The sequence below is a fragment of the Mesorhizobium sp. M6A.T.Cr.TU.017.01.1.1 genome (assembly GCF_004023115.1).
Taxonomy (GTDB): domain Bacteria; phylum Pseudomonadota; class Alphaproteobacteria; order Rhizobiales; family Rhizobiaceae; genus Mesorhizobium; species Mesorhizobium mediterraneum.
Genome location: NZ_RZTA01000041.1, coordinates 1 through 16,707 on the forward strand (window position 1 = coordinate 1; position 16,707 = coordinate 16,707).

Here is a 16,707-nt window from a genome sequence, read left to right on the forward strand (position 1 = left end):
ACACATAGGCTGTTCCCGCCGCGGCGACGGAGCCGCCGGCGGCGAACAAAAACGCCTTCAATGGATTAATTGCCATATTTCCCTGCCCTTAGCCACCTAATGCCGGTCTAGCCTGTTTTGCCCATACCGACAAGAAAAACGGGCAGACAAGAAAAACGGGCAGACAAGAAAAAGCCCGCCCCGGGCTTGACCACGAATAAAGACCCAATCACCAATCATCTCATGAACACGATTCGATCCGTCTGCGTCTATTGCGGCTCATCGCCGGGCCGCGATCAGACCTATGCCAAGGCCGGGCACCTGCTCGGGCGCTCGATTGCCAAGTCCGGCCTGCGTCTGATCTATGGCGGCGGCACCAGGGGCATCATGGGAGCCGTTGCCGAAGGCGCATTGCGAGCCGGCGGCAAGGTGACGGGCATCATTCCGCGCTTCCTGATCAACAGGGAGGCCACCGAAACCGCGCTTGACCGGCTCGACGAGCTCGTGATCACCGATAATATGCACGAGCGCAAACACGCCATGTTCGAGAAATCCGACGCCTTTGTGGCGCTGCCGGGCGGCATCGGCACGGTCGAGGAAATTATCGAGATCATGACCTGGGCGCAGCTCGGCCATCATCGCAAGCCGATCGTCTTCGGCAATGTTGGGGGATTCTGGGACCCGATGCTGGCGCTGCTCGACCATATGATGGCCGAAGGCTTCATCCACACCGCGCAGCGGGTCAAGCCGCTGGTGGTTGACGACCCCGAAGCAATCGTCGCCGCCATCATGGTCGCTGGATCGTCGGTCGATGCGCCGACCGAGGGTGTGCAGTCGGTAATCGACAAGCTTTAGGGGAGTAAGGCAGTAAGGGAGTAGGGCAGTATGTAGTGCATGCCGCGCTCATGAGGCGCTGCCCTACTGCCCTACTGCCCTACTGCCCTACTGCCCTACTGCCCTACTGCCCTACCTACTGCCCTACTGCCCTACTGTCCTACTGTCCTACTGCCCTACTGCCCTACCCGCCAGATGACATTGCCGACATCGTCGGCGACGAGCAGTGCGCCGGTCTGATCAATAGCAACGCCGACCGGACGGCCCATCGCCTTGCCATCATGCCCAATGAAGCCAGTGAGCACATCCTTCGGGGGACCGCTCGGTTTACCACCGCGGAACGGCACGAAGATCACCTTGTAGCCGCTGTGCACGCTTCTGTTCCACGAGCCGTGCTGGCCGACGAAGGCGCCGTTGCCGTAGGCCGGACCGAGCGACGCGCCTTTGGAAAAAGTCAGTCCCAGCGAGGCGGTATGCGAACCCAGGGCATAGTCGGGCTTGACCGCCCTCGCCACGAGATCGGGGCGCTGCGGCTTGACGCGTTCGTCGACGTTCTGTCCGTAGTAGCTGTAAGGCCAGCCGTAGAACGCGCCGTCACGAACCGAGGTCATGTAATCCGGCACGAGATCGTCGCCGATCTCGTCACGCTCGTTCACGGCGACCCAAAGCTCGCCAGTTTCAGGATTCCAGGAGAGCCCGTTCGGGTTGCGCAGGCCCGAGGCGAAGACCCGGGTGCGGCGGGTGGACAAATCCACTTCAAGGACGGCGGCGCGGTTCTTCTCCGCGGCCATGCCGTTTTCTCCAACGTTACTGTTGGACCCGACGGTGGCATAGAGCTTGCGTCCATCCGGACTTGCGATCACGTCCTTGGTCCAATGATGGTTGAGGTCTCCGGCCGGCAAGTCGATGATCTTTTCCGGCGGCGTGGTGACTCGGGTCTGGCCATTGAAGTAGGGGAAAGCGACGAGCGCATCGGTATTCGCGATGTAGAGCTTGCCTTTGGACAGCGTCATACCGAAGGGTGAATTGAGGCCTTCCGCGAACGTCCTGCGCACATCCGCAACGCCGTCGCCATTGGTGTCGCGCAGGAGGGTGATGCGGTTGGCGCTTTTGGTCGCGGCGCCGGCCCGCTTCATAGCCAGATCCATGAAGACCTTTCTAAGGCTGAAGCCTTCGTCATGCTTGGCAGGGGCGTTGGTTTCGGCAACCAGCACGTCGCCGTTCGGAAGCACATGCAGCCAGCGCGGATGGTCAAGGCCGGTGGCGAAGGCGTTCACCGTCAGCCCCCTCGCCGGGGTCGGCATACCACCCTCCTGCCAGCCTTTCGCCTCGGCGATGTTGACGGTCGGAATCAGCGTCGGTCTTGGCTTCGGTAAAGTGGGGTTGGGGCCATAGCCGGTTATTGCCTCCGTTTTCTGCGCTGGAAAGCCGGCGCAGCTCGCCATGACGGCTCCCAATACCGCTATGAATATGCTTCGTGGGAAGCCGGCATGCATCGGACGTCCTCCGCATGGATTTGCGTCGTGCTCTTTGCGTAAACGCCAGTCAACGACGTATTATTCCAAATTGCCTCCAAACAGCGGCGTTCGTGTGTGCGCCTCGGACCACGGTCAAACTGTCAAGAAACCGTCACACGAAACCGGGAGCGCCCGTGCTAGGAATCACCGGCCGCTGCGGCCGCGCGGCGTTGTTTTCAAAAAGCTGGCCAAGCGACCATGAACATCGCCCTCAACCCGGAAGGCACCGACTTGTCGCCGTACCTGCCCGACGAGCATGGGTTGTTCTTCATCTATCACTTCACCGCCGAAGGCACGCGAACCAAAGACCCGGCCGCCGCACACTGGACATGGCGCAGCTATCAGCTTTCCGACATGCGTGCCCGCCACGAGATCGCCGCCGATCAGGCTTTGCCGCCGCCGGTGCGCGATGCCTTCCTGTCGGCCGGCCATGGCTGCCATATCGACCTTGAGGGCGACTGGCTCTATGGCGATCTGCCGGACCTGCGCCACGACTATTCAGCCGAGGCACGTGGGCTCGGCCATTTCCGCTTCGCTTTCAACGACACGATGCTGATCGGCGGCCGCAAGCAACCGCTGCAGTTGGTCGACAATGTCCGTAAGGCGATCGACAATGGGTCGCGCAAATTCCGCTCTCCTGCCGAACTCATCGAGGCTGTCATGGGCCAGTCGCTCGACGGCATGGCGACGGAGCTCGGTGGCCTTGGCGACACGCTCGACGGGATCGAGGATCGCATCGTCTGCGATGCATGGCACAATGAGCGGCAGGCGCTGGTCGATGCACGCCGGCATCTGGTGGTGATCCACCGGCAGATGGCGACGCTGACCAGCCTGTTCCGTCATCTCGACCATTCGCATCGCAACGATTTGCCCGACACAATCAACGACATGGCGGCACGGCTTTCGCACCGCGCTCATACATTGCATCATGACGGCGAGCAATTGCAGGCGCGTGCCCGGCTCTTGCAGGACGAGCTGATGGCCAAGCTGACGACGCAGTCGAACCAGTTGCTCTACATGCTGTCGGTGATGACGGCGGTGCTGTTGCCGATGACGATCATCTCAAGCCTGTTCGGCATGAATGTCGGCGGCCTGCCGCTGGTCGACACGCCGATGGGTTTTTGGGTGGCGTCGGCGATATCGCTGGCAGTCGCGGCGGTCGTCTACCTGTTCGTCAGGCGGCTGGGGCGCGGGATGTAGCGGCAACCGTTACAAGGTTGCGCGAAAGTCCTCGACGACAGTGCCGGCGGCGCGCACCTCCGCTTCGTGGTTCGGCTCGCGCCACGTCTCGGCAAGGGCTGCCGCGTACCATTCGCGCATCGCCGGCAGAGCAAGCAATCGCGCCGGATAGGCGGCAGCTGCGCCCTCGAAAGGCAGTCCGTAGGACTGAACCCTAAACGCCACCGGGGCAAAGAAGGCGTCAACGGCGGTGAAGCGATCGCCAGCCAGGAACGGTCCGCCGAAGCGGCGCAGCCCTTCGTCCCAGAGATCGCCGAGACGGAAGAGGTCGTGCTTCAGCTCATCGGAGATCGGCACCGGCGCGATGCGGACACCGCAGTTCATCGGACAGGAGCCGCGCAAGGCGGTGAAGCTCGAATGCATTTCGGCCGCAGCCGACCGCGCCCAGGCTCGCGCCTTCGCGTCGGCAGGCCAGACGCCGGCGTGGCGCTCGGCCAGATATTCGGCGATGGCGAGCGAATCCCAAACCGCCCAGCCGTCGTCGATCAGGCAAGGTACGCGGCCGCTGGGCGAGAACGGCCGGTAGAGGCTCCAGCTCGATCCGGTCGGAAACGGAGTCAGCCGCTCCTCGAAGGAGACGTCCAATGTCCGCATCAGCACCCAGGGCCGCAGCGACCACGAGGAATAATTCTTGTTTGCTATGTGCAGCAAGTACATCGAAAATCCCCCTAACGCACTGCCGGCCGGATCTCGCGACCGCGGAACATCGACCAGGAATAGATCGCCAGCGCCGTCCAGATCAGGCCGAAGGCGATGGCCTGGGTGCTGCCGAAGGGTTCGCCGAAAATCAGCACGGCGATCAGGAACACAATGGTCGGCGCGATATACTGCATGATGCCGATGGTGGAGAGACGCAGCAGCTTGGCCCCGAAGGCAAACAGCAGCAACGGTATGGCGGTGACCGGGCCGCAGCCGATCAGCAGCGCCGTATCGTCCAGGGAACTGGAGACGAAATGGTCCTGCCCGGTGACGATGAGGAAGATGATGTAGCCGAGCGCCGGCACCGACAACAACAGCACTTCGAGCAGAAAGCCCTGGCTCGGACCGATTGGCAGCGTCTTGCGGAAGAAGGCATAGGCGGCAAAGGAAAACGCCAGCACCAGTGATACCCAGGGTAGCTTGCCGGCGTCGATCGTCAGCACTGCGACCGCGATCGCCGCCAGCACCACCGCCGCGATCTGCAGCCGGTCGAGCCGTTCGCCGAGCAGCAGCGCGCCGACAACAACGCTGACAAGCGGGTTGATGTAGTAGCCTAGCGCGGTCTCGATGGTACGGTCGACCGCGATAGCCCAGACATAGATGCCCCAGTTGACTGAAATCAGCGCTGCCGTCAGCACCGCCATCGAAATGATGCGCGGCGAACGGATTGCGGCCTTGAAGTCCGCCGTGCGGCCGGCCCAGACCAAAACGGCCGCAGCGATCGGCACAGACCAGACGATGCGGTGCGCGATGACTTCGGCCAGCGGCAGATGCGCGACCGCCTTCATGTAGAAAGGCAGCAACCCCCACAGGAGATAGGCGCCCAGCGCCAGCAGAAAGCCACGCCGGGCCTTTGAGTCTGCTTCGAGCTGAATTGCTTGCGTGGCCATGGCCCAACGCTATGCGCCAGCCGCCGTGCCAAGACCATCGCAAAGTTCTGATGGATCAATGGACTTTCGCTGATGGTTCAATCTTACTCCGCCGCTACCAGCCCGGCCATCTCTCGGTTCTTCATCAGCTTGTAGACGATCGAATCCATCAGCGCCTGGAACGAGGCGTCGATGATGTTTTCTGAGACGCCGACCGTCCACCAGCGGGCGCCGGTGCCGTCATGCGATTCAACCAGCACGCGGGTGATCGCCTCGGTGCCGCCATTGAGGATACGCACCTTGAAGTCCGCAAGCTCGAGGTCGGCGATCTCGTCCTGGAATTTTCCGAGATCCTTGCGCAGCGCGATATCGAGCGCGTTGACCGGGCCGTGCCCTTCCGCCACCGACATTTTTTCCTCGCCGTCGACCATCACCTTGACGATCGCCTCGGAGACCGTCTTCAGCTGGCCGTTGGCGTCGAAGCGGCGCTCGACCATGCAGCGGAACGAGGTGACGCTGAAGAATTCCGGCAGGCCGTGCAGCATCTTGCGCGCCAGAAGCTCGAAGCTGGCGTCGGCGCCTTCATAGGCATAGCCCTCGGCCTCACGCTCCTTGACCACTGATATCAGCGCATCGAGCCGGTGGTCGTCCCGGGGCATGTCGATGCCGCGCCGCTTCAGCTCGGCGAGGAAATTGGCCCTGCCGCCCTGGTCCGAGACCATGACGCGGCGGCGGTTGCCGACCGCTTCCGGCGGCACATGCTCGTAGGTGGCAGGCTCCTTGGCCAGCGCCGAGGCATGGATGCCTGCCTTGGTGGCGAAGGCGGAAGCGCCGACATAGGGCGCCTGCGCTTCCGGCGCACGGTTCAGCAATTCGTCAAAGGCGCGGGATAGGCGCGATATCCCAGCCAATGCTTCGGCCGAAATACCTGTCTCAAAGCGGCTGGAAAAGGCCGGCTTCAGCGCCAGGGTCGGCACGATCGAGATCAGATTGGCGTTGCCGCAGCGCTCGCCGATGCCGTTCAGCGTGCCCTGAATCTGACGCACGCCGGCCTCGACGGCCGCCAGCGAATTCGCCACGGCCTGGCCAGTGTCGTCATGGGCATGGATGCCGAGATGGTCTCCGGGAATGCCTGAGGCGATGACCTTCTCGACGATGGCGCGCACTTCCGAGGGCTGCGTGCCGCCATTGGTGTCACACAGCACCACCCAGCGCGCGCCGGCGTCGTAAGCGGTCCTGGCGCAGGCCAGCGCATAATCGGGATTGGCCTTGAAGCCGTCGAAGAAATGCTCGCAGTCGACCAGCGCTTCCTTCCCGGCAGCAACCGCCGCCTCGACCGAGGCCTTGATCGCCTCGAGGTTTTCTTCGTCGGTGCAGCCCAGCGCGACGCGGACATGGTAGTCCCAGCTCTTGGCGACAAAGCAGATTGCGTCCGATTTCGACTGAACAAGTGCGGCAAGCCCGGGATCGTTCGAAGCCGACACCCCTGCCCGCTTGGTCATGCCGAAGGCGACGAATTTGGCGCTAGTCGTGCGGTGCTCGGCAAAGAAGGCGGTGTCGGTCGGATTGGCGCCGGGATAGCCGCCCTCGACATAGTCGATGCCGAACTCGTCGAGCAGCTTGGCGATGGCGATCTTGTCCTCGACGGAAAAGTCGATGCCGGGCGTCTGCTGGCCGTCGCGCAGAGTGGTGTCGAAGAGATAGAGGCGTTGTTTTTTCATGGCAATAGCCCGAAAGGCCGCGATCCGTCGCGCCCCCCTCTGTCCTGCCGGACATCTCCCCCACGGGTGGGGAGATTGGCTGTCCCGTCTGCTTTCGCAAACCTTCGAGGTTGCAGGACAAGCGGCAAGGCCGAAGCTGCCGATCTCCCCCCAAGTGGGGGAGATGCCCGGCAGGGCAGAGGGGGGCGCCGTAGAGCACGAATAGCCATCATCATTTCCCCGCAAACCGGTCCGTCGCCCGGATCAGCCGGTCGAGGATGCCCGGCTCCGAATATGCATGGCCGGCGCCCTCGATCAGGTGGAAATCCGCCTTCGGCCACGCCTTGTGCAGCGCCCACGCATAGCGCGCCGGGCACGGCATGTCATAGCGGCCGTGGATGATGGTGCCGGGGATGTCCTTCAGCTTGAACGCATCGCGCAGCAGCTGCCCTTCCTCCAGCCAGCCGGCATTGACGAAATAGTGGTTCTCGATGCGGGCAAAGGCGACTGCGTAGTCGTCTTCGCCAAACGGGGCGCTGGTTTCAGGCTCGGGCAATAGCGTGATCGTCTCGCCTTCCCACAGGCTCCAGGCGCGGGCCGCCTCGACCTGTGCCTTGCGGTCGCTGCCGACCAGCCGCTTGCGATAGGCGGCCATCATGTCGCCGCGCTCGGCCTCGGGGATCGGCGCCAGGAAGCGTTCCCATTTGTCGGGGAACATTTCCGAGACGCCGAACTGGTAATACCATTCGAGCTCCGCGCGCGTCAGCGTGTAAATGCCGCGCACGACCAATTCGCTGACCCGCTCGGGATGTGTCTCGGCATAGGCCAGCGCCAGCGTCGAGCCCCACGAGCCACCGAACACCAGCCATTTGTCGAAGCCGCACATGTCGCGCAGGCGCTCGATGTCGGCGACCAGATGCCAAGTGGTGTTGGCCTCGAGCGAGGCGTTCGGCGTCGATTTTCCGCAGCCGCGCTGGTCGAACAGGATGACGTCGTAAAGCTTAGGATCGAACAGCCGCCGATGCTTCGGCGAAATGGTGCCGCCCGGTCCGCCGTGCAGGAACACAGCCGGCTTGGCACCCCTTGTGCCGGAACGCTCCCAATAGACCTGATGGCCGTCGCCTACATCAAGCATGCCGGACTCGAAGGCCTCGATCTCGGGATAGAGGTTGCGGAGTTCACTGCTCATAATTTCAGGCCCTGCTGCGGCCAGTTGGCCGTCTCGTGATCCGGATGCTGGAAGGAGATGATCGATTCCTGCCGGGTGTAGTAGTCAGGATCCTCGTGGACTGGCGCGTCGAAGATCTTCTCCACCCAGGGCAGCCGCGCGGCGTAATTGACCTGGATCTGCGGTGCGAGGTCGGAACGGTCGTCGAAAGCGCCGATAGCGATCTCGAGCCCGCCGGGCTGCCTGTAGGTCAGCGGCGTGCCGCATCGGGCGCAGAAGCCGCGATCGATGTTGACAGACGACTGGAAATAACTCGGCTCCTCACGGACCCATTCGACGCCGTCCTTCGGCACCGTCACCAGCGCGCCGAAGAAGGAACCGAACTGTTTCTGGCACATGCGGCAATGGCAGATGGACGGGCGCCCGAGTGCCCCACGGATACGGAAACGGACGGCGCCGCACTGGCAGCCGCCGGTTCGAACGGTTTCGGTCATGATCTTTCCTCCGGCGGCCATTGTTCGGTGTCGTGGTCGGGATGCTGGTAAGAGACGAGATCGGCAAGATAGGAGGCCGACGAGACGTCGGCCATCGTGTCCTCGCCGGGCAATTCGTGGATGTGATCCACATAGGGGAGTTTTGCTTCGATGCCCCATTGGATGGTCGGCGCGATCTCCTCCGGGTCGTCGAAGGCGGCGATGGCGAGCGCGATGCCGTCGGGCGCCTCGAAGGTCAGCGGCGTGCCGCAATCGGCACAAAAACCGCGCAATGCGGCATTGGACGAGCGGAAGCGTTTGGGCTCACCGCGCGTCCAGTCGAGTTTTGCGTCACGCACGGACACCAGCGGCAGGTAGAAATTGCCGCTCGCCTTCTGGCACATGCGGCAATGGCACACGGAGGCGTCACCCAGAGCGCCTTCGATACGGAAGCGCACGGCGCCGCACTGGCAACCGCCTGTGTAGACCGGTCTGTTGTCGAGGCTCATCATCGATCACTCCGGAACATGGCAGACGGCTTCGACATTGTTGCCGTCGGGATCGAAGACAAAGGCGCCATAATAGTTCGCATGATAGTGCGGACGCAGGCCCGGCGCGCCGTTGTCCTTGCCGCCGGCGGCGATGGCGGCTGAGTGGAAGGCATCGACCTCGGCGCGGCTGCGCGCGGTGAAAGCGACGTGCTGGCGGTCCTTCGGCTTGTCCTTGCCGGCATGCAGCCAGAACACCGGCCGGTCGCGGCCATAGCCCCCGACCTTGGCGCCGCCGGTATATTCCTGCGGCACCATGTAGAGGAGTGACGCACCGAGCGGCGCCATCGCCTTGTCGTAAAAGGCCTTGGAGGTGTCAAAATCGGAAACGGTGATGCCGAGATGATCGATCATGGAACTGCCTCCCTCCTATGTTCGTCGGCCGGCATTTCGGCACGGGCCAGACCGGCCTCGATCACGATGTGCTGGCAGACATTGTCGATATCGCGGATGACGTCGTCGTTCCAGAAGCGCAGGATGATCCAGCCCAGCGCCTCAAGCTTAGCTGTTCTCGCAGCGTCGGATGCTGAAGCTTCGGCCCGAGCGTGCTGAGAGCCGTCGAGTTCGACGATCAACTTTTTGGTGGGGCAGGCGAAATCGACGATGTAGCCGGCGATAGGCATCTGGCGCCTGAAGGCTAGTCCCATCAGCCTGTGCGCTCTAATCTCATTCCAAAGCTTCAGCTCGGCGTCGGTCATAGCCCTGCGCATCTTGCGCGCATTGCTGCGGTTGTTGGCGGGTACCGGGAAATGCGTCATCGCAGTGTGCCCCCCTCTGGCCTGCCGGCCATCTCCCCCTCAAGGGGGGAGATCGGCGGCTTCGCCGACAGCGCCCAATCATCAACGTAGGCGATTGGCGAAAGCCGAAGTGACGTCCAATCTCCCCCCTTGAGGGGGAGATGGCCGGCAGGCCAGAGGGGGGCGCTTGGCACCATCCTCACCGCTTGACCTCCCACGTCGTTACGCGTTCGCCGGTGACTGGATCCTTGCCGTCCTTCAACTGAACACCCTGCGCCAGCAAGTCGTCGCGGATGCGATCGGCCTCCGCCCAGTTCTTGGCGGCGACCAGTTCCAGGCGCTTGGCGATCGCCCTGGCGATCTCGCCTTCATCTACCTTGGCCGCGCCGACATCGAAGCCGAGGAACGATAGCGACGCCTTCAGCGAAGCGGCGGCATCGTTGCCCTCTGCCGCCTCGCCGGCCAACTGCGTCAGCACCTGGAACGCAGAATAGGTTGCTAGATCGTCCGACAGGGCTTCCACCACGTCCACTGGCAATTGCTTTGCCGCCGCCGGCGCAAGGTCCGCTGCCCGCTTCCATTTGCGCAGCGTGTTTTCCGCCTCCTCCAGCTTGCGCACGGAAAAGTCGATCGGCTCGCGATAATGCGTCATCAGCATCGCCAGCCGCAGCACCTCGCCCGGCCATTTGCGGCCACCAAAGGTCTCCGTCTCCAGCAACTCGTTGATCGAGTAGAAGTTGCCCAGGCTCTTGGACATCTTCTGCCCTTCGACCTGCAGGAAGCCGTTGTGCATCCACACCTTGGCCATCGTTTCGGTGCCGTGGGCGCAGCGCGACTGGGCGATCTCGTTCTCGTGGTGCGGGAAGATCAGGTCGAGCCCGCCGCCATGGATGTCGAAGACCTCGCCGAGATAGGCGGCCGACATCGCCGAGCACTCGATGTGCCAGCCCGGCCGGCCCCTGCCCCACGGGCTGTCCCAGCCCGGTTCTTCCGGCGAGGACAGCTTCCACAGCACGAAATCGCCAGGGTTCTTCTTGTGCGCATCGACGGCGACGCGGGCGCCGGCCTGCTGCTCGTCGAGATTGCGCTTCGACAATTGGCCATAGTCCGGCATCGAGGCGGTGTCGAACAGGACTTCGCCCGCCGCGACATAGGCATGGCCGCGTTCGATCAAGCGTTGAATCAAGGAGATCATGTCGGCCTTGCCGTCGGCGCGCGGCTCGACGAATTCGGTGGCGCGCGGCTCGACTGTCGGCTCCAGGCAGCCGAGCGTCGCCACATCCTTGTGGAACTGGTCGGCGGTCTTTTCGGTGACCCGACGGATCGCCTCGTTCAGCGACAGTTTTCCCGAGGCAATCTCGCCGCCGAAATCACGCAAGGCGCGGGCGTTGATCTTGTCGTCGACATCCGTGATGTTGCGCACATAGGTGACGTGCGCTTGTCCGTAGAGTTGGCGCAGCAGACGGAACAGCACGTCGAAGACGATCACCGGCCGCGCATTGCCGATATGGGCAAAGTCGTAGACCGTCGGGCCGCAGACATACATGCGCACATTGCGCGGATCGATCGGGAAGAAGTCCTCCTTTGTCCGCGTTAGCGTGTTGTAGAGGCGCAGGCCCTTCGATGCGTCAGACATTCCGTGCCTTCCCGGTGCGATGCTCTTGTTTGAGCTGGGGCCTTCCTAGCGCCGGGACGCAAATCAGGCTCCAGCCTGCTGGCCGGGGCGTTTGTCCACTCTAGAAGGAAGATAGGCGAAAACGTCCGGACCAGCGCGAGGCTAGCCAATAATGCAAATGCCACAAATGGCGAAAGACGTTCTCATGAGCGGCTTTATCGCTTCACCCAGTGTTGCCGTCAAGTCGCAACTTTCGGCAAAAGAGTCGCTGGATCACAGGTAATGACGCGGTGAAACATTTTATTAAACATGTCGGCACAGTCATGAAACATTCGCCGGCTAGATCACCAGATGTCACGATTTGGTCGGATTCGACCAGCAAACGCGGACACGAAGACGTTACCAGGGAAGAGAAAAATGCCCCGAACCAAGCAGGACTCCAGCAGCGCCAAGCAACCGGCGCTCGCCAACCAATACCGGGCGATCGGCCCGGCCGCGATCGTCGCCGCCCTTCTCCATACCGCGAAGAAGAAAAAGCCGGCGCAGAAGATCACATCGCCGCGCGCTGCCTGATGTGACGTCAGCCGACGCCATGCGCCGGCAATGAGGGTGCCGAAAGGTGCCAGGAAAATAGCAGCTAGAACAAAGTCATCTGCCCGTTGTCCGCGCCGGGCTTCTGGCGCCTGGCCTTCTCGGGCTCCGGTCCCACGACGCCCCTTTCCTGAATCTCCGGTCCGGTGTTGGCGACCTTGTTGACCAGGTCGGAAACCGGGACAACCTCGAAGAAATCGAGCTGTGCCGGTCTGAGCAGGTCGGCCACATCGCGCGGCTCCAGCGTGCGGCAATCCAGCCAGCGGGCGAAATCCTGCGGATTTATCACCACCGGCATCCGGTCGTGAATATGGGCGATGTCGGCATTGGCGTTGACGGTCAGGATGGCGCCGGTGTCCATTTCCGAGCCGCCCGGCTCGGCATAGGTCTCGATCAGCCCGGCGAAGGCGACAAGCCCGCCATGCTTCGGCCGCACCCAATAGGGCTGCCCCCTCTTGCCGCCTGATTGACGCCATTCGTAGAAACCGGAGGCCGGGACCAAAGCGCGGCGATGGCGCATAGCGGTGCGAAACGAGGCCTTTTCCGTTGCTCCCTCCGAGCGGGCGTTGAACAGCAGCGGAAACTCACGCGTGTCCTTCACCCAGGCCGGGATCAGCCCCCAGCGCACCAGCATCGGCTGGCGGTCGGGCAAATTCGAGCCTGGCGCCTTCGGCAAACCGGCGATCGCCATCAGCACCGGCTGCGTCGGCGCGATGTTGTAGCGGGCCGGAAAATCCTCCAGCTCCGCCAGACCGAGAAAAGCGGCGGTCTGGTCCGGCGTGGCGGTCAAGGCAAAGCGTCCGCACATAAGCTAAAAACTCGTTGAGTTGGTCGGATGCGAAGGTGGCGATGGAACCGGCGTTGCGCAACCGCTAATGCTTCTTCTCGCCGGCCGGTCCACAACGGACACAGCAAATGACGATCGGAGATCCATGGACGAGATGCGTAAAATACTCCCGGCTGTCTCAGTCGCCATCGTCCGCGGCGACACCGTGCTGCTGGTCAAACGGGCGCGGCAGCCTTCGCAAGGATTTTACGCGTTTCCAGGCGGCAAGGTCGAGGCCGGCGAAACGCTGGAGGAAGCCGCGCAACGCGAATTGCTGGAAGAAACCGGATTGCAGGCGCACAACTACCGCCTCCTTCGGGAAATCCACATCGATGGCAACAGCGACGGGCACCCGGTCGACTATCTGCTGACGGTGTTCGGCGCCACCTATGCCGGCGGCGAGCCCGTGGCCAGCGACGACGCCGAGACCGCCGCCTTCTATACGCTCAGCGAAATGACGGCGCTGCCGCTTGCCGCTTCGGTGTTTGCCGTTGCCGACGGATTGCTCAGGAACGAAGGGGCATAGCCTCGAAAATCGCCTTGCAGGCGACAGTATGTTTCGCCACAAGGACTTATGATCCGCGCCTCGTTTTTCCTTGCAGCTTGCCTCGCCGCCAGCACGGCGATCGGGCCGCAGCCGGCTCTGGCCGCCGAGTCGCCATTCGAGCCGGGGCTGATGCGGCTGGCGGAGGTTTTGGGGTCGCTGCATTTTCTGCGTAATCTATGCGGCGAGAAGGGCGACCAGTGGCGGGTCGAGATGGAGAAGCTGATTGCTTCGGAAAACCCGGACCCAGAGCGGCGCGCCCGCTTCATCGCCAGCTTCAACCGCGGCTACCGCTCGTTCGGCAGCACCTACACGCAGTGCACCGCCTCGGCGACCGAAGCCATCAGCCGCTACATGAAGGAAGGCGAGACGCTGTCGCGCGACATCGCCTCGCGCTACGGCAACTGACCTTGACACCTGCCTGCTTGTGTCCGGCCTGCTTGTGTCCGGTGGCATCTTAGTGCAATCCTTGTGTTGCACTTCTGCAACGGTATTAACGAAACGTTACCGCGCGGATGTGGAATTAACTCAAACTGAAGGTTTTCGTCCCGCTCGCCGGCCTAATCGGCTAAGTTTTGAATCGGATCGAGCGCAGGTTTACAAAACGCGACGAGACTTGTCGGAAGCGACCCTAGAAATGTCGTATTTACAAGTACTTACTTAACCTGCGTGTAAAAAAGGACAGCCCAAGCCTGATCCGCATCTGTCGGATCGCCGCTTGAAAAGGGGTGGACATCGCAATGGAACATGGCGTCAACGACATCGACGCGCTGGTCAGGGAAGAAAAGCGCCTGACCGCAGTGGAAAGCCACAGCGAGGCCTGGGCGGAAGGGCTTTCGGCCGGAATCGAGCCGGAAATCATCGCCGAGGCGGCCCTCGAAACCGCCTTCGGCGAAATGCTGCGCGCCAATGGCGAGACCTCAGCCCTTGCCCTGCTCGACCGCATGCGAGAAAAGGTGATAGCCGGGGCCTTCGAACCAGGACGGCTGCGGCACTGAACCGGCATCAGGCTCTTTGACGAGGACGTGCCGCTTGGGCATCATTGCCCCGGGGCACCTGTAAGGGCCGGGGCACCTGTAAGGGGCCTGTGGCACCTGTAAGGGCCTGGGGCTCCTCTAAGGGCCCGGGAATCATGGAGAGGCAGGCGGTGAATTTTTCGATGTCAGGCCAGCCGCGTGGCTTGGCCCTCAGCATCCGGCTCGCTGCTTTTTGCGCCGCGGCTCCGCTCACGCTTTGCCTCGCAAGCAGCCCCGCCTATACGCTGAGTGAAATCAAGCGCGAGGACCTTCCTTCGCCGGTCGCGCCGCCCGCCGATGACGACATATCGCCGCCCGGAACGACGGTGCCGATGCCCGACCCGCTCGGCACGCCGCCGCCCGCGGCCAGCCAGCCGACGCAGCCCGACGAGCCGGAACAGGTCGAACCAGAGGGACCAACGAACGATGGTGGCATGGCCAATCCGCATGCCGATCCGGATGAACCCTTGCCCGAGGTCGTCTATGATCTCGGCAAGCTGCCGGAGCCGGTCAGGCGCATGCACGATCTGATCGTCGAGGCCTGCAAGAGCGGCGACATCGAAAGGCTCCGGCCACTGATCGGCAAGGGCGACACGATGACTCAATTGTCGCTGAGCGAGATCGAAGGCGACCCGATCACCTTCCTGAAAGGTCTTTCGGGCGACGCGGAAGGCCAAGAGATCCTCGCCATCCTGGAAGAGGTGCTCAATGCCGGCTATGTCCATGTCGATGCCGGCACGCCGCAGGAGCTCTATGTCTGGCCATATTTCTTCGCGCTGCCGCTGGACAAGCTCGACGCCAGGCAGCGGGTCGAGCTTTTCAAGATCGTCACCGCTGGCGACTATGACAGCATGAAGCAGTTCGGCGCCTACATCTTCTACCGCGTCGGCATCACGCCCGCCGGACAGTGGACGTTCTTCGTCGCAGGGGATTGAGCGGCATCACCCTCCCTGCCCACAAGCCCGCCTAGACCGCCAGCGCCTCCGAAAACTCCACCGCTCTGCCCTGGCTGGGGGTGACGATCTCGCCTTCCCACATCACGCGCCGGCCGCGCACGACTGTGCCGACCGGCCAGCCAGTCACTTTCCTTCCGTCATAAGGCGTCCAGCCGGCCTTGGAGCCGGCCTGGGCATTGGTGATGGTTTCGCGGCGCTTCAGATCGACAATCGTGAAATCGGCGTCATAGCCGGCGGCGATGCGGCCTTTCCTGGCCATGCCGAAGATGCGCTGCGGACCGTGGCTGGAGAGGTCGACGAAACGTTGCAACGTCAGCCGGCCGGCATTGACGTGATCCAGCATGATCGGCACTAGTGTCTGCACGCCAGTCATGCCCGACGGCGAGGCCGGATAGGGTTTTGCCTTCTCGGCCAGCGTGTGCGGGGCGTGGTCGGAACCCAGCACATCGACGATACCTTGCGCAACGCCGTGCCAGATGCCGTCGCGGTGGCGCACTGCCCGTACCGGTGGGTTCATCTGGATCAGCGTGCCAAGCCGAGCGTAATCATCCGCGCTCAGCGTCAGATGATGCGGCGTCGCCTCGCAGGTCGCGACATCCTTATGCTGTTCGAGGAAGGCAATCTCCTCCGTGGTCGAGATATGCAGCACATGGATGCGGGCGCGGGCCTGTCGCGCGATGCGCACCAGGCGCTCGGTGCAGCGCAGAGCCGCGATCTCGTCGCGCCACACCGGATGCGAGGACGGATCGCCCTCGATGCGCTCGCCAAGCCGCTCGCGCAGCCGGAATTCGTCCTCGGAATGGAAAGCGGCGCGACGGCGCGTGTTCCTCAGGATCGAGGCGACGCCCTCATCGTCCTCGACCAAGAGGTCGCCCGTGGACGAGCCCATGAAAACTTTTATCCCGGCCGCGCCCGGCAGCCGCTCGAGCTCGCCGGCATCCCTCGCATTCTCGCGGGTGCCGCCGACCCAGAAGGCAAAGTCGCAATGCATGCGGCCGGTGGCGCGCCGCACCTTGTCGGCAAGGGCTGCCTCGCTGGTGGTCAGCGGGTTGGTGTTGGGCATCTCGAACACAGCAGTGACGCCGCCGAGCACCGCCGCGCGCGAGCCGCTCTCCAGGTCCTCCTTGTGCTCCAGCCCCGGTTCGCGAAAATGTACCTGGCTGTCGATGACGCCCGGCAGGACGTGCAGGCCGCGGCAGTCGATGGTCTCGCCTGCCGACGCCTGGCCGAGATTGCCCATTGCCGCGATGCGCCCGCCGTTGATGCCGATGTCGCGCCGACCCTCGCCATCGTGGTTGACCACGATACCGCCTGTCAGGATGAGGTCGTAGGTCGTGGCCATGCCGATCCGGTCTCTTGCGGGGGGAGTGTCGCCGGCTTACGTAAAGGCCGACCG

At 63.1% G+C, this 16,707-nt stretch carries 19 protein-coding genes; 7 read left to right on the forward strand and 12 right to left on the reverse strand.

Features of this window, described 5'->3' with window-relative positions; translation table 11 throughout:
• Nucleotides 1-222 precede the first annotated feature (222 nt).
• Nucleotides 223-834 carry a TIGR00730 family Rossman fold protein gene (locus EOB36_RS15375; protein ID WP_095483169.1) on the forward strand — a complete coding sequence of 204 codons (612 nt, stop codon included), beginning with the start codon at nt 223-225 and terminating at the stop codon, nt 832-834.
• Between the two features lie 155 nt (nt 835-989).
• Here EOB36_RS15375 and EOB36_RS15380 read toward each other — a convergent pair whose 3' ends face one another.
• Nucleotides 990-2,309, reverse strand: coding sequence for a sorbosone dehydrogenase family protein (locus tag EOB36_RS15380; RefSeq protein ID WP_127205993.1), 1,320 nt, complete (start codon nt 2,307-2,309; stop codon nt 990-992).
• A 219-nt stretch (nt 2,310-2,528) separates the two neighbouring features.
• Here EOB36_RS15380 and EOB36_RS15385 point away from each other — a divergent pair, with 219 nt between their 5' ends.
• A complete protein-coding gene (locus EOB36_RS15385) occupies nt 2,529-3,530 on the forward strand; it encodes a transporter (protein WP_127205992.1) in 1,002 nt (333 codons plus the stop codon).
• A 9-nt stretch (nt 3,531-3,539) separates the two neighbouring features.
• Here the strand turns inward: EOB36_RS15385 and EOB36_RS15390 are convergent, their stop codons facing one another.
• From EOB36_RS15390 to cysS, 9 genes are all read right to left on the reverse strand, one after another.
• Nucleotides 3,540-4,226, reverse strand: a complete 687-nt coding sequence (locus EOB36_RS15390; protein WP_127205991.1) for a glutathione S-transferase family protein — start codon at nt 4,224-4,226, stop codon at nt 3,540-3,542.
• 11 nt (nt 4,227-4,237) lie between these two features.
• Nucleotides 4,238-5,158: an EamA family transporter RarD gene (gene rarD, locus EOB36_RS15395; protein WP_127205990.1), complete on the reverse strand. Its 921-nt coding sequence runs from the start codon at nt 5,156-5,158 to the stop codon at nt 4,238-4,240.
• A gap of 83 nt (nt 5,159-5,241) precedes the next feature.
• A complete protein-coding gene (gene cimA / locus EOB36_RS15400; RefSeq protein ID WP_128285173.1) occupies nt 5,242-6,858 on the reverse strand; it encodes a citramalate synthase in 1,617 nt (538 codons plus the stop codon).
• Between the two features lie 211 nt (nt 6,859-7,069).
• Nucleotides 7,070-8,026 carry a prolyl aminopeptidase gene (gene pip, locus EOB36_RS15410; RefSeq protein WP_126107159.1) on the reverse strand — a complete coding sequence of 319 codons (957 nt, stop codon included), beginning with the start codon at nt 8,024-8,026 and terminating at the stop codon, nt 7,070-7,072.
• The gene (locus tag EOB36_RS15415; RefSeq protein WP_126107160.1) at nt 8,023-8,499 is read right to left on the reverse strand and encodes a GFA family protein; all 477 of its coding nucleotides are present in this window, start codon (nt 8,497-8,499) and stop codon (nt 8,023-8,025) included. Before EOB36_RS15415 ends, pip begins: the two co-directional genes overlap by 4 nt.
• Nucleotides 8,496-8,987: a GFA family protein gene (locus tag EOB36_RS15420; RefSeq protein WP_095483293.1), complete on the reverse strand. Its 492-nt coding sequence runs from the start codon at nt 8,985-8,987 to the stop codon at nt 8,496-8,498. Before EOB36_RS15420 ends, EOB36_RS15415 begins: the two co-directional genes overlap by 4 nt.
• A 6-nt stretch (nt 8,988-8,993) precedes the next feature.
• The gene (locus tag EOB36_RS15425; protein WP_095483162.1) at nt 8,994-9,380 is read right to left on the reverse strand and encodes a VOC family protein; all 387 of its coding nucleotides are present in this window, start codon (nt 9,378-9,380) and stop codon (nt 8,994-8,996) included.
• Complete coding sequence (locus EOB36_RS15430) at nt 9,377-9,784, reverse strand: DUF559 domain-containing protein (RefSeq protein ID WP_126107543.1); 408 nt, start codon at nt 9,782-9,784, stop codon at nt 9,377-9,379. Before EOB36_RS15430 ends, EOB36_RS15425 begins: the two co-directional genes overlap by 4 nt.
• A gap of 178 nt (nt 9,785-9,962) precedes the next feature.
• Complete coding sequence (cysS, locus tag EOB36_RS15440) at nt 9,963-11,399, reverse strand: cysteine--tRNA ligase (protein WP_128285174.1); 1,437 nt, start codon at nt 11,397-11,399, stop codon at nt 9,963-9,965.
• Between the two features lie 396 nt (nt 11,400-11,795).
• Between cysS and EOB36_RS15445 the strand changes: the two genes are divergently transcribed.
• Nucleotides 11,796-11,951: a hypothetical protein gene (locus tag EOB36_RS15445; protein WP_095483158.1), complete on the forward strand. Its 156-nt coding sequence runs from the start codon at nt 11,796-11,798 to the stop codon at nt 11,949-11,951.
• A 64-nt stretch (nt 11,952-12,015) separates the two neighbouring features.
• On the opposite strand, the gene EOB36_RS15450 is transcribed toward EOB36_RS15445, so the two are convergent.
• On the reverse strand, nt 12,016-12,777 hold the full coding sequence (locus EOB36_RS15450; protein WP_128285175.1) for an SOS response-associated peptidase: 762 nt from the start codon (nt 12,775-12,777) through the stop codon (nt 12,016-12,018).
• 124 nt (nt 12,778-12,901) lie between these two features.
• Here EOB36_RS15450 and EOB36_RS15455 point away from each other — a divergent pair, with 124 nt between their 5' ends.
• The 4 genes from EOB36_RS15455 to EOB36_RS15470 all read left to right on the forward strand — a co-directional run bounded on the left by EOB36_RS15455 (nt 12,902) and on the right by EOB36_RS15470 (nt 15,290).
• Nucleotides 12,902-13,321: an NUDIX hydrolase gene (locus EOB36_RS15455; protein WP_095483156.1), complete on the forward strand. Its 420-nt coding sequence runs from the start codon at nt 12,902-12,904 to the stop codon at nt 13,319-13,321.
• Between the two features lie 48 nt (nt 13,322-13,369).
• Nucleotides 13,370-13,747 carry a TIGR02301 family protein gene (locus EOB36_RS15460; protein ID WP_095483155.1) on the forward strand — a complete coding sequence of 126 codons (378 nt, stop codon included), beginning with the start codon at nt 13,370-13,372 and terminating at the stop codon, nt 13,745-13,747.
• Between the two features lie 332 nt (nt 13,748-14,079).
• Nucleotides 14,080-14,337, forward strand: a complete 258-nt coding sequence (locus EOB36_RS15465; RefSeq protein ID WP_077381793.1) for a hypothetical protein — start codon at nt 14,080-14,082, stop codon at nt 14,335-14,337.
• Nucleotides 14,338-14,486: 149 nt separating this feature from the next.
• Entirely contained in the window at nt 14,487-15,290 is an 804-nt protein-coding gene (locus tag EOB36_RS15470; protein ID WP_164547248.1) for a hypothetical protein, read from the forward strand.
• A 31-nt stretch (nt 15,291-15,321) separates the two neighbouring features.
• Here the strand turns inward: EOB36_RS15470 and EOB36_RS15475 are convergent, their stop codons facing one another.
• Nucleotides 15,322-16,653 carry a dihydroorotase gene (locus EOB36_RS15475; RefSeq protein WP_095483154.1) on the reverse strand — a complete coding sequence of 444 codons (1,332 nt, stop codon included), beginning with the start codon at nt 16,651-16,653 and terminating at the stop codon, nt 15,322-15,324.
• Nucleotides 16,654-16,707 lie beyond the last annotated feature (54 nt).